Source organism: Rhodococcus sp. PAMC28707, assembly GCF_004795915.1.
GTDB lineage: Bacteria > Actinomycetota > Actinomycetes > Mycobacteriales > Mycobacteriaceae > Rhodococcoides.
Genome location: NZ_CP039253.1, coordinates 438,233 through 457,397, shown reverse-complemented (window position 1 = coordinate 457,397; position 19,165 = coordinate 438,233). Strand labels below are relative to the sequence as shown.

20 protein-coding genes are annotated in these 19,165 nt (G+C 61.6%); 13 read left to right on the top strand and 7 right to left on the bottom strand.

From position 1 onward, the window contains the following. Positions 1-101 precede the first annotated feature (101 nt). The 4 genes from pyrH (at position 102) to E5720_RS02090 (ending at position 3,179) form a co-directional block, all read left to right on the top strand. Complete coding sequence (pyrH, locus tag E5720_RS02105; RefSeq protein ID WP_084348606.1) at positions 102-830, top strand: UMP kinase; 729 nt, start codon at positions 102-104, stop codon at positions 828-830. Positions 831-891: 61 nt separating this feature from the next. Further along, positions 892-1,449, top strand: coding sequence for a ribosome recycling factor (frr, locus tag E5720_RS02100; protein WP_136169283.1), 558 nt, complete (start codon positions 892-894; stop codon positions 1,447-1,449). A 24-nt stretch (positions 1,450-1,473) separates the two neighbouring features. Then, positions 1,474-2,433 carry a phosphatidate cytidylyltransferase gene (locus E5720_RS02095; protein ID WP_136169282.1) on the top strand — a complete coding sequence of 320 codons (960 nt, stop codon included), beginning with the start codon at positions 1,474-1,476 and terminating at the stop codon, positions 2,431-2,433. A 29-nt stretch (positions 2,434-2,462) separates the two neighbouring features. Continuing rightward, positions 2,463-3,179 carry a methyltransferase domain-containing protein gene (locus E5720_RS02090; RefSeq protein ID WP_136172374.1) on the top strand — a complete coding sequence of 239 codons (717 nt, stop codon included), beginning with the start codon at positions 2,463-2,465 and terminating at the stop codon, positions 3,177-3,179. Here the strand turns inward: E5720_RS02090 and E5720_RS02085 are convergent. Next, positions 3,140-4,027: a CoA ester lyase gene (locus tag E5720_RS02085; RefSeq protein ID WP_136172373.1), complete on the bottom strand. Its 888-nt coding sequence runs from the start codon at positions 4,025-4,027 to the stop codon at positions 3,140-3,142. The two genes, E5720_RS02090 and E5720_RS02085, sit on opposite strands and share 40 nt — an antisense overlap. Before the next feature lie 305 nt (positions 4,028-4,332). Here E5720_RS02085 and rlmN point away from each other — a divergent pair, with 305 nt between their 5' ends. Beyond that, on the top strand, positions 4,333-5,484 hold the full coding sequence (gene rlmN, locus E5720_RS02080; RefSeq protein WP_136172372.1) for a 23S rRNA (adenine(2503)-C(2))-methyltransferase RlmN: 1,152 nt from the start codon (positions 4,333-4,335) through the stop codon (positions 5,482-5,484). A 67-nt stretch (positions 5,485-5,551) separates the two neighbouring features. Here the strand turns inward: rlmN and E5720_RS02075 are convergent, their stop codons facing one another. Next, the gene (locus tag E5720_RS02075; RefSeq protein ID WP_136169281.1) at positions 5,552-5,821 is read right to left on the bottom strand and encodes a DUF2631 domain-containing protein; all 270 of its coding nucleotides are present in this window, start codon (positions 5,819-5,821) and stop codon (positions 5,552-5,554) included. 120 nt (positions 5,822-5,941) lie between these two features. After that, positions 5,942-6,430, bottom strand: coding sequence for a DUF1990 domain-containing protein (locus E5720_RS02070; protein ID WP_136169280.1), 489 nt, complete (start codon positions 6,428-6,430; stop codon positions 5,942-5,944). A gap of 69 nt (positions 6,431-6,499) precedes the next feature. On the opposite strand from E5720_RS02070, the gene dxr reads away from it, so the two are divergent. The 5 genes from dxr (at position 6,500) to E5720_RS02045 (ending at position 12,880) form a co-directional block, all read left to right on the top strand. Then, positions 6,500-7,678: a 1-deoxy-D-xylulose-5-phosphate reductoisomerase gene (dxr, locus tag E5720_RS02065; RefSeq protein ID WP_348769844.1), complete on the top strand. Its 1,179-nt coding sequence runs from the start codon at positions 6,500-6,502 to the stop codon at positions 7,676-7,678. Positions 7,679-7,684: 6 nt separating this feature from the next. Then, positions 7,685-8,899 (top strand): site-2 protease family protein, encoded by a 1,215-nt coding sequence (locus tag E5720_RS02060; RefSeq protein ID WP_136169279.1) that lies wholly within the window; start codon positions 7,685-7,687, stop codon positions 8,897-8,899. 62 nt (positions 8,900-8,961) lie between these two features. Continuing rightward, positions 8,962-10,101, top strand: coding sequence for a flavodoxin-dependent (E)-4-hydroxy-3-methylbut-2-enyl-diphosphate synthase (ispG, locus tag E5720_RS02055; RefSeq protein WP_136172370.1), 1,140 nt, complete (start codon positions 8,962-8,964; stop codon positions 10,099-10,101). Between the two features lie 79 nt (positions 10,102-10,180). Beyond that, entirely contained in the window at positions 10,181-11,017 is an 837-nt protein-coding gene (locus tag E5720_RS02050; protein WP_136169278.1) for a GNAT family N-acetyltransferase, read from the top strand. A gap of 51 nt (positions 11,018-11,068) precedes the next feature. After that, positions 11,069-12,880 (top strand): penicillin-binding transpeptidase domain-containing protein, encoded by a 1,812-nt coding sequence (locus tag E5720_RS02045; RefSeq protein WP_136169277.1) that lies wholly within the window; start codon positions 11,069-11,071, stop codon positions 12,878-12,880. A 31-nt stretch (positions 12,881-12,911) separates the two neighbouring features. Here the strand turns inward: E5720_RS02045 and E5720_RS02040 are convergent, their stop codons facing one another. Next, on the bottom strand, positions 12,912-13,802 hold the full coding sequence (locus E5720_RS02040) for a LuxR C-terminal-related transcriptional regulator (RefSeq protein ID WP_136169276.1): 891 nt from the start codon (positions 13,800-13,802) through the stop codon (positions 12,912-12,914). Between the two features lie 120 nt (positions 13,803-13,922). On the opposite strand from E5720_RS02040, the gene map reads away from it, so the two are divergent. Continuing rightward, positions 13,923-14,798, top strand: coding sequence for a type I methionyl aminopeptidase (map, locus tag E5720_RS02035; RefSeq protein ID WP_136169275.1), 876 nt, complete (start codon positions 13,923-13,925; stop codon positions 14,796-14,798). Between the two features lie 126 nt (positions 14,799-14,924). Then, positions 14,925-16,442, top strand: a complete 1,518-nt coding sequence (locus tag E5720_RS02030; protein ID WP_136169274.1) for a cobyric acid synthase — start codon at positions 14,925-14,927, stop codon at positions 16,440-16,442. A gap of 11 nt (positions 16,443-16,453) precedes the next feature. Here E5720_RS02030 and E5720_RS02025 read toward each other — a convergent pair whose 3' ends face one another. From E5720_RS02025 to E5720_RS02015, 3 genes are read right to left on the bottom strand one after another with little or no spacing between them, the layout of a single operon-like run. Continuing rightward, on the bottom strand, positions 16,454-17,149 hold the full coding sequence (locus tag E5720_RS02025; RefSeq protein ID WP_136169273.1) for an ABC transporter permease: 696 nt from the start codon (positions 17,147-17,149) through the stop codon (positions 16,454-16,456). Further along, a complete protein-coding gene (locus tag E5720_RS02020) occupies positions 17,146-18,117 on the bottom strand; it encodes an ABC transporter ATP-binding protein (RefSeq protein WP_247596134.1) in 972 nt (323 codons plus the stop codon). The genes E5720_RS02025 and E5720_RS02020 overlap by 4 nt, the downstream gene beginning before the upstream one ends. Further along, entirely contained in the window at positions 18,099-18,461 is a 363-nt protein-coding gene (locus tag E5720_RS02015) for a GntR family transcriptional regulator (RefSeq protein ID WP_168708405.1), read from the bottom strand. The genes E5720_RS02020 and E5720_RS02015 overlap by 19 nt, the downstream gene beginning before the upstream one ends. A gap of 133 nt (positions 18,462-18,594) precedes the next feature. Here E5720_RS02015 and E5720_RS02010 point away from each other — a divergent pair, with 133 nt between their 5' ends. Then, the gene (locus E5720_RS02010) at positions 18,595-19,161 is read left to right on the top strand and encodes an alpha/beta hydrolase (protein WP_136169271.1); all 567 of its coding nucleotides are present in this window, start codon (positions 18,595-18,597) and stop codon (positions 19,159-19,161) included. Positions 19,162-19,165 lie beyond the last annotated feature (4 nt).

Genomic DNA, 19,165 nt, shown 5'->3' with positions numbered 1-19,165 from the left:
AGTCCGTGGCGGCTTCGATAAGGCAGGATATGGGTACTGGGTGCCTTTGGAGTGCCCTTGACTTACCGTGCGTAATCGACCGGCGAGAACCGAGGAGAGTTATGACCGATCCCGCCACCGACAGGCCCGGATTCAAGCGAGTGATGCTCAAACTGGGTGGAGAGATGTTCGGAGGAGGCCAAGTAGGTCTCGATCCTGACGTCGTCACCAACGTTGCCGAGCAGATTGCCGAGGTCGTAGCCACCGGAGTTCAGGTTGCTGTCGTCATCGGCGGAGGTAACTTTTTTCGGGGTGCCGAACTGCAGCAGCGGGGGATGGACCGTTCCCGCTCCGACTACATGGGCATGCTCGGAACTGTGATGAACTGTCTTGCTTTGCAGGATTTTCTGGAAAAGCAGGGTGTGGCCACCCGTGTGCAGACCGCGATAACGATGGGGCAGGTCGCCGAGCCTTATCTGCCGCTTCGCGCGCGTCGCCATCTGGAGAAGGGGCGAGTCGTCATCTTCGGCGCGGGCATGGGTATGCCGTATTTTTCGACCGACACGACGGCTGCGCAGCGTGCTCTCGAGATCGGTGCCGAGGTATTGCTGATGGCGAAGGCCGTCGACGGCGTCTATTCGGCCGACCCGAGGCTCGACCCGGACGCAACGATGTTCGAATCGATCACGCATCGTGAGGTCATCGAGAAGGGCTTACAGGTCGCCGACGCCACCGCCTTCAGCCTCTGCATGGACAATCAAATGCCGATCATGGTGTTCAACCTGCTCATCCAGGGGAATATCGCCCGCGCTGTCGCGGGTGAGAAGATCGGGACACTGGTCACATCGTGATCGTTTCCGAGCACGTACTCGAACATGCTGGATCATCAGCAAAGACGATGGAGGTCAAGCCGTGATAGACGAAGCGCTTTTCGACGCCGAGGAGAGGATGGAGAAGGCGGTCACCGTTGCTCGCGACGACCTGTCGTCCATCCGAACCGGCAGGGCCAATCCGGGCATGTTCAACCGCATTGTGATCGAGTACTACGGTTCCCCGACGCCTATCACCCAGCTGGCAAGTGTCAGTGTCCCCGAGGCCCGGATGGTGGTGATCAAGCCGTACGAGCCTGCACAGCTCGGGCCGATCGAGACTGCGATTCGCAACTCCGATCTCGGTGTGAACCCGACGAACGATGGCAACCTCATTCGTATCAGCATTCCGCAGCTGACGGAGGAGCGCCGCCGCGAGTTCGTCAAGCAGGCCAAGGGCAAGGGCGAGGACGCCAAGGTGGCGATCCGCAACGTGCGTCGAAAGACGATGGAAGAGCTCAAGCGTATTCAGAAGGATGGCGAGGCGGGCGAAGACGAGGTCCTACGGGCCGAGAACGAGCTCGACAAGACCACCTCGAAGTACACCGTGTCGATCGACGAATTGGTCAAGCGTAAAGAAGCGGACTTGATGGAGGTCTGATTCTCCCGAAAGAATCGGACGTAGATGATGAAGCAAGGAGATGGCATCGTGGTGGGATCGGAACGGCCACTGGGCTCTGCCGTACCCGACCCTTCGACGCCGGGAGAGTCGGTCGACGCTATCCACGTCGAGCCGAAGTCGATAGGGGATTCGGTGCCGAAAGCGACGGGCAAAGCGGGTCGTAATCTGCCGGCGGCGATTGCGGTGGGCGGCGGCTTGGGTGTCTCGCTGATTTTGATCATGGTGTTCGCGCCGTTGGTCTGGATCGGCGTTGTTGCGGTCGCGCTCGCCATCGCTACCTACGAGGTGGCCAGGCGCCTTCGTGAAGCCGGAGTGCTGGTTCCGCGGATTCCGTTGATCGTGGGTGGTCAAGCGATAATTTGGCTTGGCTGGCCCTGGGGAACCACGGGCGTGCTGAGCGCTACCGCAGGCACTGTTCTGGTGTGCATGGTCTGGCTGTTGTTGCAGCAGGGACTCGGTTCGGCACCGAAGAACTACCTTCGCGAACTTGCGGTCACCATCCTGGTGGCATGTTGGCTGCCCCTGCTGGCATCCTTCGCGGTACTGATGGTTCTGCAGGAGGATGGGGCAGGCCGCGTTCTGGTGTTTCTCATTGCTGTCGTGTGCTCGGATGTCGGCGGTTACGTCGCCGGGGTGCTGTTCGGTAAGCACCCGATGGCGCCTGCGATCAGTCCCAAGAAGTCGTGGGAAGGACTCGCCGGGTCGCTCCTTTTCTGTGTCATCGGCAGCCTGCTCACTGTCACTCTCATTCTCGATGCAAACTCGATGATCGGTGTTCTGCTCGGCGTCGTCCTCGTTGTGACCGGCACGCTGGGCGATCTCATCGAATCTCAGGTCAAGCGCGATCTTCGGATCAAGGACATGGGGACCTTGCTGCCGGGCCACGGCGGCATCATGGATCGCCTCGACTCGCTCCTGCCGTCGGCGTTCGTCGCGTGGTTGATCTTCACAGTCCTTCTCTGACATACCGACCCTTCTCTGACATACCGATGATGTCGCCGCCGTTTCGTTCGATTCCGAGTCCCAACATCTGGCATTGGCCCGAGGTCTACGAGTCGGAGAACTGTGCACAGGATGTCGACGGGCGTATACCTGCGGAACTGCAGAGGATCGCGCCCTGGGACGGCCGGACCATCGTAGATGTGGGATGTGGCACCGGCTTCCATCTGCCGCTGTTCGCCTCGCGTGCTCACCGAGTCGTGGGTGTCGAGCCGCATGGCCCTCTCGTGGACGCGGCGCGGACCCGAGTTGTCGGGCTCGGGAACGTCGAGGTCGTGTCGGGTAGCGCCGAGGCATTACCGCTGGACGACGCCTCGGTGGATATCGTGCACGCGCGGACAGCCTATTTCTTCGGGCCAGGATGCGGCCGCGGTATATCGGAAGCGATGCGTGTGCTCAGGCCGGGTGGAACGCTCGTCGTGGTGGACCTCGACGTCGGGGCATCGCCCTACGGTGACTGGATGCGGGCGGACCTACCGAAATACGACTGTGCGGCCGTCGAATCGTTCTTTGCAGCCCAGGGTTTCGATCTGACCCGGGTAGATACTCGCTGGGAGTTCGCTGATCGGGTGACCCTGGATGCGGTACTGGGTATCGAATTCACGGCCCGCACAGCGGCCAGGGCTGCACGGAGCATCCCCGGACTGAGTATCGATGTGCGATATCGAGTTCACTCGCGACCCAAGCCTGTTGGACTCGAACTGATGTGAGCGGGGTTGTTCTCGGCCGTGATGCCGAAGATTCCTGCTGCTTCGCGAATTTTGAGAGCCTTGGCGAGGCGCGGCAGGTCACTGCCGTCCTTCACGTGCGCGCCATCGATGCCCAGCGTGTCGATGACCTCGTCGGCCCAGGTGACATCTCCTGGGGCTGGAGCGAGCACGCGGTTGACGATGGGGGCCTGTTCCGCGTGCATACACAGTTTGCCGGTCATGCCCATCGAGACGGTCAGGGCCGAATCGCGCGCCAGGATACTGTCGTTGGCGGTCAGCGTCGGGCCGTCGATGGGTCCGGGAAGTCGCGCAGCGCGACTCGATACCACCAGCCGTGAGCGTGGGTACGCCATGGCGAGTGGTTCGTCGCTCATCCCGGTGTCGCGACGGAAGTCGCCGCTGCCGAAGGCCAATCGGAAGGTGGAGTCCGCGCGAGCGATCTCCGGTGTCGCCTCGAGGCCGACGGCGGATTCGACCAGAGCGAGGATGCGTGTCCCAGCTGTCACTCGTGCCGCCGTGGCATCGACCTGGCCGCCGCTCTCGGTTTTCGCGAGCATGATGCCTGCCAGGCCGCGGAGGCCGGAGAGCGCTTCGAGGTCATCGGCCCAGAACGGTGTGGTCGCGTCGTTTATTCGAACCCAGGCAGAGTTGCCCGCTTCGAGCCACGCGACGACGGCGTCGCGTGCTGCAGGCTTTGCATGCGGTGCCACCGCGTCTTCGATGTCGAGAATCACCGCGTCCACCTCGGATGCGGCTGCGCTCGCGAATGCTTCGGGCTGGGTAGCGGGTACCAGCAACCACGAGCGTGCTCGTTCCGGTGCTACGCCAAATGTCACTGGGGTCTCCATGAAAGTGGTCACGTCGGGCTCCTTGCGGTGAGATCGGGCACGACCGACATTATCGATTCAGTACGGCAATGCCATCTTCCGTGCATTCTGTTCACCGCGGGTTAGCTTACTTGCGTTTGGCGGCACGCCTGACCTGGAGGATGCGAACCGATTCCACGAGAGCCGTGATCGAAGCCCCCGCGAGTGAAGATGGGAGCAGATCGACGCCGTTCGGTCACCCGTCGCTGTGGGGCTGAAAACTGCGCGCTGAATAGGAGAGAGGTGCCCAGTAGTGGGACACTGGATATATTATGAGTGATTCTGCTATGACCGCCGACGAATCCACAGCCGAGAGCGCCCGCCCGCGGACGAGGCCGACACTGCCGTTGGTGTTCGCGGATCGCCGTCGCGGCATGCCGTCACGACACCTCGCCGACCTGGATCGCGAAGGATTGAAAGCGGCAGTCAAGGATCTTGGGCTGCCTGCCTTTCGTGCCGACCAACTTGCACGCCACTACTACGGCAGGCTTGAAGCGGATACGACCAAAATGACGGACCTTCCGGCAGCGATCCGCGAAAAGGTCGGAGCAGACCTGTTTCCGCCGCTGCTGACGGCCGTCAAGCACTTGTCGTGTGACGAAGGCGACACTCGTAAGACGTTGTGGAAGGCCAATGACGGCACGCTGCTCGAGAGCGTCCTGATGCGGTACCCGGATCGGGCGACCCTCTGCATCTCGAGTCAGGCCGGCTGCGGGATGGCCTGCCCATTTTGCGCTACCGGGCAGGCTGGACTCGATCGCAACCTCTCCACTGCCGAGATCGTCGACCAGGTTCGATCGGCGGCAGCAGATCTACGTGACGGCGCCGTGCCCGGAGGCGAGGGTCGCCTGTCGAACGTCGTGTTCATGGGGATGGGTGAGCCTTTGGCCAACTACAAGCGCGTCGTCTCCGCTGTGCGCAAGATCGTCTCGCCTGCGCCCGATGGGCTCGGCCTGTCGCAGCGGTCGGTGACTGTATCGACCGTTGGTCTCGCACCTGCTATTCGCAAACTGGCCGACGAGGGCTTGTCCGTCACGCTTGCAGTATCGCTGCATACTCCGGACGACGAGTTGCGGGACACCCTGGTGCCGGTGAACAACCGGTGGTCGGTGGCCGAAGTGCTGTCGGCGGCGAGATACTACGCGGATCAGACCGGCCGTCGAGTGTCGATCGAGTACGCGATGATCAGAGATGTGAACGATCAGCCGTGGCGTGCGGACCTGCTGGGCAAGAAACTGCACAAGGCTCTCGGATCGAGAGTGCATGTCAATCTCATTCCGCTCAACCCGACCCCGGGCAGCGAGTGGGACGCCAGCCCGAAGCCCGTCGAACGTGAATTCGTGAGAAGAGTTATTGCGCAAGGTGTTTCGTGCACCGTCCGTGATACTCGCGGTCAGGAGATCGCTGCCGCTTGCGGTCAGCTTGCCGCCGAGAACTGACGACAAGCGCAAAAAAAAGAACCCGATATCTGCTCAGCGCAGCTATCGGGTTCTTTGCTCCTGCGTGCTATCGCGGCTTGCGGCGAACGATGATGTCGCGAACTACGATGCCGACGAGCGCAATTGCAAAACCGATGATGTAGAGGTCTTCGATCCCGCCTGTGTGGTTTCCGTGGATCATGAGCAGCAGGAAGACTGCGACGCCGATAGCGGCGATCCGCATCGCCTTGTTCGACTCGCCGCTCCAGCCCCAGTTGGCCGAGGGCACCTCGGATATGTCCTCATGGGTGTACTCGACCGGGTCGTACGAAGCGGGGTCCAGTTCGGTTTGTGCCACCGGTCGATCCTCTCGGGTCAGGGTGCAGCCGAAAGTCCGGCATGCGTGTGCGCACCCAGTTTGGCATACGACCGGCAGTAGTAGCGAGTAGGGGCGCGAGTAGCTGACGCGGGCAAGAAGTCACGCTGCGTACGTTCGCAACGCGGCCAGGTACCTGTCGGTGAAGAGTTTCTGGACCCGTCTTCCGACGGGTCCGCCGAGTGCAGTGAACCAGCGACCGGGTCGTGAGAACGCGCGGATGTGTGCGAAGACGGCGTCGTTCGTGGGATCGAATTCGACGGCGAAGCACTCCTCGCCCTGCTCCGGGTGCCCAGGCAGGGTGCCGTATGCGAAACCCCGTCGATCGGGAGAGTCGATGAGGTACACGACGCGGCAGGGAATTCGAATCCGACCTAGCGTCAGCACGACGACGGTGTCCGCCTCGGCTCTCGGGGTCGACGTGTCGACCCCGAGTCCCGACTTTCGATGCATCTGCCATTCAGACAGGGCGTCGGCTGCTGCTTCGAATGCACCGCGTCCGGTGCCGATGCGGACTCGACGATCGAGATGGTGGTAGCCGGCAGGCATCGGGCCCTTGGTGCCGCCGATCTCGGGATAGGTGAGCTCCATGAGAGCCCAGCGTGCCACGGATGGCGGCCGCACAGGTGACTCTCAGAGTCGATCAGCAACAATGAACGAGTGCCCGAGCATCGAACACCTCCAGTATCGCGTCCGGTCCGGGTGTTGCTCCTGGGCAGCACCGGTTCCATCGGAACCCAAGCCCTCGAGGTGATCGCTGCCAATCCCGAATTGTTCGAGGTGGTCGGGCTCGCTGCAGGCGGTCGCAATGTAGACCTGCTCGGACGTCAGATCCGCGATACCGGTGTCTCGTCCGTCGCGGTCGCAGACCCGAATGCGGGTGCCGAATTGGAACTGGCGAACGTCCTCACCGGCGATCGGGCCGTCACCGAACTCGTGGAGTCGGTCGAGGCGGACGTCGTGTTGAACGCTTTGGTGGGCTCGCGAGGGCTGGAGCCGACACTCGCGGCGTTGAAATCCGGAGCGACGCTGGCCCTGGCGAACAAGGAATCTTTGGTCGCGGGCGGAGAGCTCGTCCTCGAAGCTGCGGCTCCCGGGCAGATCGTGCCCGTGGACTCCGAACATTCTGCCCTTGCACAGTGTCTGCGAAGTGGCCGAGCCGAGGAGGTGGAGCGGCTGGTGTTGACTGCGTCGGGCGGCCCGTTCCGCGGTTGGTCGGAGGCGGAGCTGAAATCTGTCACTCCCGAGCAGGCAGCGGCGCATCCGACCTGGTCGATGGGGCAGATGAATACGCTGAACTCTGCGACGATGGTGAACAAGGGGCTCGAACTGATCGAGACCCATCTGCTGTTCGGCATCCCGTACGAGCGGATCGATGTCACGGTTCATCGGCAGTCGATCGTGCATTCGATGGTCACCTTTTTCGATGGATCGACGATCGCGCAGGCGAGCCCGCCCGATATGCGGCTGCCGATCGCGCTCGCATTGGGATGGCCGAACCGGGTGGCTAACGCTGCCCGCCCACTCGATTTCACAACCGCGTTTTCCTGGGATTTCGAACCGCTCGACGATCGAGTGTTTCCGGCTGTCCAACTGGCGCGTGAGGCAGGAATTCTCGGGGGGTGCATGACGGCGGTCTACAACGCCGCGAACGAGGTCGCCGCCGAGGCGTTCCTCGCCGGCCGTATCGAATTCCCACGGATCGTCGACACCGTCAAAGAGGTCCTCGGGGCAGGCAGCAGCGAGTGGACTGCCACTCCCACTACCGTGGACGAGGTACTCGAAGCCGATTCCTGGGCTCGTCGTCAGGCCCGCGCACTCTTGAATCAGAAGGTATAAACGTAGATGGTGTTCGCATTCGGCGTCATTCTGTTCGCCCTGGGAATCACGGTGTCCATTGCTCTGCACGAGGCCGGCCACATGTTGACCGCCCGCGCTACGGGCATGAAGGTTCGACGCTTTTTCATCGGCTTCGGTCCAAAGGTGTTCTCTTTTCGGCGCGGTGAGACGGAGTACGGACTCAAGGCGATACCGGCAGGCGGTTTCTGTGACATCGCCGGGATGACCGCCATCGACGAGCTCGCGCCCGACGAGGTCGAGCGCGCGATGTATCGGCAGAAAACGTGGAAGCGCCTCGTCGTCATGCTCGGCGGAATAGCGATGAACTTCGTTCTCGGTTTCCTGCTCATCTTCACGCTCGCTGTGGGCTGGGGACTGCCGAACCTGAACACGCCGTCCGGTGCGATGGTCGGGAATATGGAGTGTGTGGCGCCGACTCAGAACGACAATCTGACTTTGCCGAAATGTGACGGTCAAAGTCCGGCGTTCGCTGCAGGTATTCGCCAAGGCGACGTGATTGTGTCCGTGAACGGCTCACCGACGCCGGAGTTCGCCGACGTAGTTGCTGCGACCCAGCCTTTATCCGGCACAGTGGATTTCGTCATCGAACGTAACGGTGAAGAACTAACCTTCCCGGTGCAGGTGCAGCAAGTGCAGCGCTGGGTGAGAGACGGGACCGAGACTGGTAGACGATCTGCGACGGTTGGCGCAGTGGGCGTGCAGCTGGAGACCTTCAAGCCAACGCAGTACAACGCCCTCGCCGCAATTCCAGCATCGTTTGCGTTCACCGGCGATATGTTCGTGGAGACAGGGCAACGCCTCGTTCAAATGCCGAGCAAAGTAGCCGATTTGTGGACTTCGGTCACAGGCGGTGAGCGCGATCCCGAGACGCCAATCAGTGTTGTGGGTGCCAGTGTGATCGGTGGACAGTTGGTCGAGCGATCCCAGTGGCCGGTATTCGTACTGCTGCTCGCGAGCCTGAACTTCTTCCTCGGCATTTTCAACCTGCTGCCGTTGCTTCCCCTCGACGGCGGACATATGGCCGTCACCATCTACGAGCGGATCCGCAATTTCTTCCGCCGGCGTCGTGGTCTGCCGAACGGTGGACCCGTCGACTACATGAAGCTGATGCCCGTCACGTATGTGGTGATCGTGATCGGCGGCGCGTACATGTTGCTCACTCTCACCGCGGACATCGTGAACCCGATCCGATTGTTCTAGATACACTCGTGCTCATAGCTAGGGAAGAAGGCAACGAAGTGACTGTGTCAGTCGGATTGGGAATGCCGGCGCCGCCGGTTCCCGTACTCGCTCCTCGACGTAAGACTCGTCAACTGCAGGTCGGCACCGTCGGTGTCGGCAGCGAACACCCGATCTCGGTGCAGTCGATGACCACCACCAAGACCCACGACATCAACGCCACCCTGCAGCAGATTGCAGAGCTGACAGCGTCGGGATGCGACATCGTTCGAGTGGCGTGCCCCACACAAGAGGACGCCGACGCGCTGTCCATCATCGCCAGGAAGAGCCAGATACCGGTCATTGCCGATATCCACTTCCAGCCCAAGTACATCTTCGCGGCAATCGATGCCGGGTGCGCGGCCGTTCGAGTGAATCCTGGCAACATCAAGGAATTCGACGGGCGTGTCAAAGAGGTCGCGAAGGCGGCCCGCGAGGCCAACATCCCCATCCGGATCGGCGTCAATGCTGGATCGCTCGACAAACGGATGATGGACAAATACGGCAAGGCCACACCCGAAGCTCTCGTGGAATCGGCGCTGTGGGAAGCCGGACTGTTCGAGGAGCACGGCTTCGGAGACATCAAGATCTCGGTCAAGCACAACGATCCCGTCGTCATGGTCGCTGCCTACGAACAACTTGCTGCGCAGTGCGACTATCCGCTGCACCTGGGAGTCACCGAGGCCGGACCCGCATTCCAGGGCACCATCAAGTCAGCGGTGGCGTTCGGGGCGTTGCTCTCTCGTGGGATCGGCGACACGATTCGAGTGTCGCTCTCCGCCCCACCGGCCGAGGAAATCAAGGTCGGAAACAAGATTCTTCAATCGCTCAACCTTCGCCCACGCAAGCTGGAGATTGTCTCCTGCCCGTCGTGCGGCCGCGCTCAGGTAGACGTGTACAAGCTCGCCGACGAGGTCACCGCCGGGCTCGACGGCATGGAGATTCCACTTCGGGTTGCAGTCATGGGGTGCGTGGTGAACGGACCCGGTGAAGCTCGGGATGCAGATATCGGTGTGGCGTCCGGCAACGGCAAAGGGCAGATCTTCGTCAAGGGCAAGGTCATCAAAACGGTCCCCGAAGCACAGATCGTCGAGACCTTGATCGAGGAAGCAATGCGAATAGCCGAGGAATTCGGCGATGATACGGACGCGGAGGCCGGTGCTCCGGTCGTGACCGTCAGCTGATTGGCACACTTGCGCCCGTAAGTCTGGCAATCTGGTCTTCAACGTCAGAGGATGTGTTGGTGTCGAGGAGGTGGCGTAGGTGCTCAAGCTCTTGGGTGCGAAGCCGCTGAGCGGGAAGGACACGGCACATGTTCTCCGTGTCCTCGATGCCGACCCGGTTGCCTCGTGCATGATCGCGGCTCGAGTGCAGGATTCGGGGCTCGACCCGCGGTCGTTCCACGGCGAGATGTGGAGCCGAGGGGGCCCGGAAGAATCCTTGTGCTTCTACGGTGCCAACCTCGTTCCGCTCCTGGGTTCGGTCGATGATCTCCGCTCGTTCGCCGACCGCGCTTGTCGTGGTCCGCGGATGTGTTCTTCGCTTGTCGGCCGCGCCGAACTGACGTTGCCGTTGTGGGAGATGCTCGAACCCGATTGGGGTGCGCCGCGCGAGCTTCGTAGCGAGCAACCACTGTTGGCGACATCGACGTATTCGATATTTCCTGCCGACCCTCTGGTCAGACTCGTGCACGCCGACGAGCTCGACGTCTACCTCAGTGCCGCCGTAGCCATGTTCATCGAGGAAGTCGGTGTCGATCCACAGGCAAACGACGGTGGTAGGGGTTACCGCCGTCGGATCGCCAGTCTCATTGCCGCTGGCCGAGCTTGGGCGCGATTCGAGGACGGACAAGTCATCTACAAGGCCGAAGTCGGATCGCAGTCCGCATCGGTCGGCCAGATTCAAGGTGTGTGGGTTCACCCGCTCTACCGTGGGCAGGGTCTCGGATCGGCGGGTACAGCTACCGTCGTCGACTCGGTGGTGCGCAGCGGTCGCATCGCCAGCCTGTATGTCAACAGCTTCAATTGGCCCGCGCGCCGCGCGTACAGCCGTATCGGCCTCGAGCAGGTCGCCACGTTCACCACAGTCCTTCTGGACTAGACCGCGATTCGCTGCGCTCGCGCGCGCTCTCGCCGAACTACGATGAGCGCGATGAGGTTCTCGGATATGCGGTGCGTTCGACGGCCCGCGGTGGCAGCGCTGGTGTGTGTTTTCGTCGTCGGCACCGCCGTCGCGTGTACCCCCGCGCCGGATGGTCCCGAACCTGCAGCTCAGGAATTTCTCTCGGCCTTCGCCTCGAACGACATCGAGGCGGCCTCGGCGAAGACCGACATTCCCGAATCGGCGGCAGCAGCGCTGGCCGATACCTGGCAGAACCTGCAAGCGGAATCCATGGAAGCCCGAACAACGTCGGTGCGCGTCGATGGTGACACTGCGCTGGTCGGCTACACCTACCAATGGCACCTTCCCAAGGGCCGAGTCTGGTCCTACGACGGAGAACTGCAAATGGGCCGTGCCGACGGCAACTGGGGAGTGCGGTGGACGTCGACCGATATTCACCCTGGTCTCGGTGACACACAGACCATGGAATTGCGCTCGACGTCGCCGCCGCGGGCACGCGTCAACGAGCGGTCGGGGTCGGACGTCCTGGTGCCCGGTGTGGTGCACCGCGTCAAGGTGAACGCTGAAGAATCCGGCAACATCGTCTCGTCTGCGACCGGACTGGCATCCATTCTCGCGCCGTTCGATTCGAATATCTCGGCGCAAAGCATCGTCGAGTCGGCGACATCGACCAAGGGTGACTATCCAGTTGCCCTGCTCCGCGCCGAGGACTATGAGCCCGTCGCGGCGTCGCTTGCCGCACTGCCGGGCGTAACGGTGTCCGGCGAGTCCGATCTGCTCACGACCGATCCGACGTTCGCCCCCGATTTGATTTCTCAGGTGAAGAAAACCGTCATCGACGAGGTCGACGGTAAAGCCGGGTGGAGCGTGGTCACGGTGAACCGGAACGGGGTCGACGTCGACGTACTGACCGACACTGCATCGCAGCCTGCGCCCTCGGTGTCCATCAGCCTCGATCGCAACATTCAGGTGGCAGCGCAGAATGCGGTGAACGCGCGGATCGAACAAGCCATGATGGTGGTGATTCAGCCGTCCACGGGAGCGATTCTCGCAGTTGCCCAGAACAAGGAAGCCGATCGCGACGGTCCTGTTGCATCCGCCGGGCTGTACCCGCCCGGGTCTACCTTCAAGATCATCACGGCCGGCGCAGCCATATCGTCGGGACTCGCGACGCCGGATACGACGGTGCCATGCCCGGGGCGCATCGAGATCGGTGAACGCAGCATCCCGAACTACAACGAATTCTCGCTCGGGAACGTATCGATGGGAACCGCGTTCACTCGCTCCTGCAATACGTCTTTCGCCAAGCTCGCCAGCGAAATGGAACCTGACGCGCTCACCGTGGCAGCCTCACAGTTCGGAGTCGGTCCGGACTACGACGTCGTGGGATTGCCCACCGATTCCGGGTCGGTACCACCGGCCGAGGAATTGGTCCAGCGCACCGAGGATGGTTTCGGTCAAGGCAAGGTCGTGGTCTCGACGTTCGGAATGGCGCTTGCGGCTGCCACCGTGGCACACGGATCGACGCCGGAACCGAATCTGATCGTGGGACGGCAAACTCGGATCGAGGGCGACCATCCACCGATCTCGCCGCTGATGGTCGACGGGCTTCGAGGGATGATGCGCTCGGTCGTCACCAGTGGGACCGCCGAGCGGATCGCCGATCAGGGCGAGGTGTACGGCAAGACGGGGGAGGCCGAGGTCGAGGGCGGTTCGCACGCGTGGTTCGTCGGCTACCGCGGCGACCTGGCATTCGCGACGCTCGTCGTTCGTGGCGGAAGCTCCGACAACGCGGTGGCGGTCACCAGGGAAATGTTCGAGCAGTTGCCCCTTGATTACTAGGGGGACTACTAGGGGACTACTAGGCGGACTACTAGGGCAGTAGCCCGCGACGCCGCGCGGTGACCACTGCTTCGTGTCTCGTCTTGGCGCCGGTCTTGTTCATGGCGGTACGCAGGTACGATTTGACTGTTTCCTGACCGAGTGACAAGCGTTGCGCTGCTTCGGCATTGGTGCATCCGAGAGCGATCTGGGCCAGGACGTCGATCTCGCGAACCGAGAGTCGGACCTCGGTGTCGGGCTGCCGGTCCTCCGATCGAAGAGACGCTGACATTCGGTCCGACAGCGTTCTCAGCTCGGCCCGTGTGGAGGCATCGGACGTCGTACTCGCGAGCGTCCTCAGTTCCGCATAGATGTCGCGCAATTCCGCGGTGGCCGCCGAGTGTCCGGTGAAACCGGCTTGCGCGCCGGCGCTGGAATCGAGCAATCTGAGGCGCATGTCCACCTCGTCTCGAATGGCGATCTCGTGACTCAGCCGTCGAGATGCCTTGACCATCATCTCGGCAATTCGGTCGCCGATGGGGCCGCGCTCGCGGACAGCCGCGTACATCACCGCGCGTGAGGCGCCGGCGACGACGACGGGAACAGCGAGGATCGAGCGCAGACCCTCGCCGAGAACGGGTCGGTCGTAGTCGTGCGTGATGTATTGAGAGCTTCCGTAGTCGCTGACAGCCGCAGGTTGCTGCTGGTCGAGGACGCGGCCGCCGAGGCCGGATCTACTCGGGATCAGCAGTCCGTCCAGTCCCTTGGTGCGGGTGCCGTGGAATTCGCTCAGGTACAAGGTGTTGCCGGCGGACACTTCACCACCGAATACCACCGGCACTCCGGATGTAGCCACGATCTGTCGCAGTTCTGCGCGAAGCGCATCACCGTCTCGCGGGCGCAGGACGTCGGTGGTCGGCATGGTCACCTCTTTCGCAGACATCAGTTCCTTTTCCGAACTTCAGTGATCTGAATCATAGATGGCGCATCGACGTCGGTACATGCGCGGTCGGTCCGGGGACCGACTACGCATACGCCGATGCACAGCGCATACGCTGGAGCCATGTCTGTGACAGCCGAGAGCAAGCCCCGTCAGCCACTCGTGCCAGGCGTCGTGTCGCCCACACTGCCCGTGCCGAATTCGATCGAACGCCCCGAGTACGCCTGGAAGCCGACCGCGAACGAGGGAAACGAACCTTGGGTTCAGACACCCGAGGTCATCGAAAAGATGCGTGTTGCCAGCAAAATTGCTGCGCGAGCACTGCAGGAAGCGGGCAAGGCGGTAGCGCCCGGTGTCACGACCGACGAACTCGACCGGATCGCTCACGAGTACATGATCGACCACGGTGCCTACCCGTCGACGTTGGGTTACAAGGGTTTTCCCAAGTCGTGCTGCACCTCTCTCAACGAAGTCATCTGCCACGGCATCCCGGACTCGACGGTGATTCAGGATGGCGACATCGTGAACATCGACGTCACGGCATATATCGACGGAGTGCACGGCGATACCAACGCGACCTTCCTCGCCGGCAATGTGTCGGAGGAGGCACGCCTGCTGGTGGAGCGCACTCATGAGGCGACGATGCGGGCCATCAAAGCAGTCAAGCCGGGTCGGGCGCTCAATGTGATCGGCCGAGTCATCGAGTCGTACGCGCACCGCTTCGGATACGGCGTCGTGGAGGACTTCACCGGTCACGGCATCGGCACCACGTTCCACAGCGGCCTCGTCGTTCTGCACTACGACCAGCCGTCGGTCGAGACGATCATCGAGCCCGGGATGACCTTCACCATCGAACCGATGATCAATCTCGGTGGGATCAACGCCGAAATGTGGGACGACGGCTGGACGGTGGTCACCCACGACCGGAAGTGGACTGCGCAGTTCGAGCACACCCTGGTGGTCACCGAGACCGGTAGTGAGATCCTCACGCTGCCGTGAGTGGAGCCTGCGGAATGAACCGACTGGCCGTGAGTGGAGCCTGCGGAATGGACCGACTGCCGTGAGTGGAGCCTGCGGAATGAACCGACTGGCCGTGAGTGGAGCCTGCGGAATGAACCGACCGCTGTGAGTGGGGCGGGCCGCGGCGGCGCGTTGTTGGTGGCTGGGACGACGTCGGATGCGGGTAAGAGTGTTCTGGTGGCCGGTCTGTGTCGTTTGTTGGCACGCAGAGGTATGTCGGTTGCACCGTTCAAGGCCCAGAACATGTCGAACAATTCGGTGGTGACGCTGGACGGTGGAGAGATCGGGCGGGCGCAGGCGTTTCAGGCGCGTGCCTGTGGTCTGGAGCCGAGTGTGCGGTTCAATCCGGTGTTGCTGAAGCCGGGGAGCGATCGGACTTCGCAGTTGGTGGTTCGGGGTCGAGCTGTCGCGAATGTGTCGGCGTCGAGTTATGTCGAGCATCGTCAGTCGCTTCGTGCTGTCGTTGCTACCGAGTTGGATTCGCTTCGCAGGGATTTCGATTTCGTGATCTGTGAGGGCGCTGGATCACCGGCGGAAATCAATCTGCGTGAGACGGATCTCGCGAATATGGGGTTGGCGACGGCCGCGAGGCTTCCGGTCATCGTGGTGGGGGATATCGACCGTGGGGGAGTGTTGGCCCATCTTTACGGCACGGTGGCGATACTCGACGAGGCCGATCAGGCGTTGATCGCAGGCTTCGTGATCAACAAGTTTCGCGGAGATCCGTCGTTGCTGGCTCCTGGACTCGTCCAGCTCGAGACTTTGACGGGTCGGCCAACTTATGGGGTAGTTCCGTATGCCGACGATCTATGGATGGATGCCGAGGACTCGCTCGGTGTCGTCGCGGACGCTCCAGTCGGTCGGCCACGTCCGCCGAGGGGGTCGCAGTGGTTGCGTGTCGCTGCGGTGCGGTTGCCTCGAATCTCCAACACGACCGATGTCGAGGCCCTCGCGTGTGAGCCGGGGGTTTCGGTCAATTGGGTGACCGAGCCGTCCCGATTGACCGACGCCGATCTGGTCATCGTTCCCGGCAGCAAAGCGACACTGTCGGATTTGCAGTGGTTGCGGAAAACTGGTCTGGCCGAGGCCATTCGCGACCGGGTGGAGGCCGGACGCCCGGTTCTCGGAATTTGCGGCGGGTACCAGATGCTCGGTCGAACGATCACGGATGGAATCGAATCAGTGGATGTTCGGGCTTCGGGGCTTGGATTGCTCGATCTCGATATCGAGTTCGAGCGCGAGAAGGTTCTTGCGGGCGTGGACGGGGAATCACCGTTTTTCGGCGTCGGTGATGTCACGGGTTACGAAATTCATCACGGACGCGTCGTGCACAGCGGCGATGCGCCCTTGTTTCGATATCGTGACGGCCGAGCGGAGGGGAGTGTGCGGGAGGCAGTCATGGGTACGCATTGGCACGGTGTGCTCGAATCCGATTGTTTCCGTAGAGAATTCCTCCGATGGGCGGCCGCTCGTGCTGGACGCAATGATTTTGTCGTAGCAGCGGACACTTCGGTGGCTGGGTTGCGTGAGGAGCAACTCGACCTGTTGGCGGACCTGGTCGAGAACAACGTCGACGTCGACGCCGTGCTGGCAGTGATCGAACGCGGCGTCGACGCGAACTAGCAGCGCGAGATCTATGCGGTCGCTCGCCGGAGTCCGGCCCACCCTGCAAGCCCGAAGATTGCGGTCAGTACCAGTGGAATGACGACCAGGAGCAGAATTCGGGGCGTGTCGACGAAGAAGTCGCCGACCTCGGGCCACCACCGCTGCCAGGTGACCACAATTGCGCCTCCTCCGAGGAGAACGATCGAGGCCAGGCCGAGCCCGAAGATTCCGGTGACACGATATCGCTGGTAGACGACACCGACCACAAGCCCGATTGCAGCGACGAGCAACACAGTGGTGAAGATGCCGAGCCATTGCAGAGCCGGATCGTCCGTCGCATAGCGGAAGATTCCGAACATTCGGAGTTTGACTCCGAAGCCTCCTGTCGACGCTTCGATGATCGAGAGAACGTACACCAGCGTTGCCAGAACTGCTGATTGGACGAGGGCTACCAGTGCGCTGGCGTTGAAGAATTCTCGGCGAGTGACACTTATTCCTAGCGCAAAAGGAAACGTCTGGGTAACGGCTTGGATGTAGAACCCGATGGCGAACCCGTACATCGAGAAGACGGATCCGGTGAAGTTGTATTCGTTGTCGGTCGTGGGCACGAGGGCGAAAATCGTATAGCTGATGACGAACGAAATGGCGAGCACTACCAGTGGCCAGCCGATGATCAACGGCCATGCGATGGCGTGCATTCGAGCGACGTTCAGGGTTCGTTTCACGATGCCGACTCCTTGTCGGTCGGATCCGATGACTTCATCGAATCGCTGCCGGGTGCGGTGGTGTTGCGGATGATCAACTGCTGCAAAGACAACGGCTCGACTTCGATCCTGAGTGATGCTGCTCGTGAGCGATCCTCGAAGGACAGTTGGCGCTCGATGCTCACTCGTGCGAAGGTTCCGAGCGATTCTCGATGCAATACACGGCGGTCGCCGAGAAATCGGTCCACTGCATCGGCGGCTCCGGAGAGAGTGAAAGCGCTTTGGCGTAGGTCCTCCGCGTCAGCGTCGATCACGATTGCGCCCTTGTCGATCAAGAGCACGTGTTCGAGAAGATCGCTGACCTCGTCGATAAGGTGGGTGGACAGGATGACCGTTCTAGGGTTCTGAGAGTAGTCGGCGAGAAGTCGGTCGTAGAACATGTGGCGGGCAACGGCATCGAGTCCGAGATACGGCTCGTCGAAAAAGGTCAGCGGTGCTCGTGACGCCAATCCGATTACGACCCCGAGCGTGGAAAGCATGCCACGTGAGAGCTTCTTGACCTTACGGCCGGCAGGTAGATCGAAGTCGCTCATCAACTCGTCTGCAAACTGTCGATCCCAATGTGGGAGAAGCCTTGCCGCACAGTCGATAACATGACGAACCTTGAAGTCGTCCGGGTACTTCTGGCTTTCCTTGACGAAGCAGACTTTCGCAAGTGCGGATGCATTCTCGTACGGGCGACTGCCGAATATTTCGATGTCGCCGGATGATTGGCGGCTTTGCGCTGTGAGCATCTGCATCACGGTCGTCTTGCCTGCCCCGTTTCGTCCGAGAAGTCCGTAGATCTTGTTTTCCCGGATGTCGAAGCTGACGCCGTCGACCGCGGTGAAGTCGCCGAATCGTTTTGTCAGATTTCGCGCCGAGGCGATGACGGGGGTGTCGTCGACCACGCTGAGATCATGACGGTCCATCATGTTGCTTCCTCCCATTTGTCGAGCATGATTTTCAACTCGTCGAGGTCTATGCCGAGCTTGTTCGCTTCGGTGACGAGTGGTTCGACGAACTGTCGTGCGAAGTCGTCTCGTCGTCGAAATCGAAGCGCATCCCGTGCGCCGTTCGTGACGAACATGCCGATGCCTCTCTTCTTGTAGAGGATGCCGTCGGCAACGAGTTTTGCCAGGCCTTTGCCCGCTGTCGCTGGATTGATGCGATGGAATGCCGCCAACTCGTTCGTCGAGGGCGCCTGGGTTTCCTCGACGAGAGTCCCGTCGATTATCGAGTTCTCGACCATCTCGGCAATCTGGATGAAGAGGGGTCGGCCATCGTCCATCAATGGTGTCTCCACGAGCTTGGTTGCTTCTGTGGTTCATTACTCATGTAACTAACCGTAGAGCTTCGGCGACGCGAGCGCAATGCCTCGGCGGTTGCGAATGTCTCCGATCGGACGTGCAGTAGCGTCCTATCCCATGGAGTACAAGCAGGTATCGACGGGCGGCGGAACTCGCACGGTGCGTATCGCCGGACCGGAATCCAGGCATGTCGTGCTGTTGCTTCCTGGTCTGGGTGATCGCCCCGACGTATTCGACGGAGTATCCGAGCGGTTGCACAATTCCGACCTGAAAACCGTTGCAGTGGAGGATTTGCGAGGACTCGACGGCGATGCCATGGTGGGAATCCTCGACGAACTGTCGTTGCCCTGGGTGCACCTCGTCGGGAATCGAGAGGGCGCTGAGCTGGCATGGACACTGGCGGCTCGAACGTTCGGCCGATTCGCGAGCCTTGTCGCATGCGACCGCGGTCATCCGGCCGTCGCAGATCAGGATGGGGTCATCCTCGCTTCCGACTGCTCGCCCGTGGAACTGCCGACCACGATCGTGATCGGCAGTTCGCTGAAACGAGCGAGTGCGGACGGCAGCGGGCGGTTGGTCTATTCGGACTTCCGGGTCGTTCAGCTCGACGGCGTGGGCAACATTCCGAGCGATGCAACAGCCGAACTTGCTACCGAAATCGCGCTCCGCACCAACCCTTGGTGATGCG

What these genes read in the sequence shown, in the direction of transcription:
- pyrH (WP_084348606.1), top strand. Translation starts at nt 102, where the DNA reads ATGACCGATCCCGCCACCGACAGGCCCGGATTCAAGCGAGTGATGCTC.
- E5720_RS02095 (WP_136169282.1), top strand. Translation starts at nt 1,474, where the DNA reads ATGATGAAGCAAGGAGATGGCATCGTGGTGGGATCGGAACGGCCACTG.
- E5720_RS02090 (WP_136172374.1), top strand. Translation starts at nt 2,463, where the DNA reads ATGTCGCCGCCGTTTCGTTCGATTCCGAGTCCCAACATCTGGCATTGG.
- E5720_RS02085 (WP_136172373.1), bottom strand. Translation starts at nt 4,027, where the DNA reads ATGGAGACCCCAGTGACATTTGGCGTAGCACCGGAACGAGCACGCTCG.
- rlmN (WP_136172372.1), top strand. Translation starts at nt 4,333, where the DNA reads ATGACCGCCGACGAATCCACAGCCGAGAGCGCCCGCCCGCGGACGAGG.
- E5720_RS02070 (WP_136169280.1), bottom strand. Translation starts at nt 6,430, where the DNA reads ATGGAGCTCACCTATCCCGAGATCGGCGGCACCAAGGGCCCGATGCCT.
- E5720_RS02060 (WP_136169279.1), top strand. Translation starts at nt 7,685, where the DNA reads ATGGTGTTCGCATTCGGCGTCATTCTGTTCGCCCTGGGAATCACGGTG.
- ispG (WP_136172370.1), top strand. Translation starts at nt 8,962, where the DNA reads ATGCCGGCGCCGCCGGTTCCCGTACTCGCTCCTCGACGTAAGACTCGT.
- E5720_RS02045 (WP_136169277.1), top strand. Translation starts at nt 11,069, where the DNA reads ATGAGGTTCTCGGATATGCGGTGCGTTCGACGGCCCGCGGTGGCAGCG.
- E5720_RS02040 (WP_136169276.1), bottom strand. Translation starts at nt 13,802, where the DNA reads ATGTCTGCGAAAGAGGTGACCATGCCGACCACCGACGTCCTGCGCCCG.
- map (WP_136169275.1), top strand. Translation starts at nt 13,923, where the DNA reads ATGTCTGTGACAGCCGAGAGCAAGCCCCGTCAGCCACTCGTGCCAGGC.
- E5720_RS02020 (WP_247596134.1), bottom strand. Translation starts at nt 18,117, where the DNA reads ATGGGAGGAAGCAACATGATGGACCGTCATGATCTCAGCGTGGTCGAC.
- E5720_RS02010 (WP_136169271.1), top strand. Translation starts at nt 18,595, where the DNA reads ATGGAGTACAAGCAGGTATCGACGGGCGGCGGAACTCGCACGGTGCGT.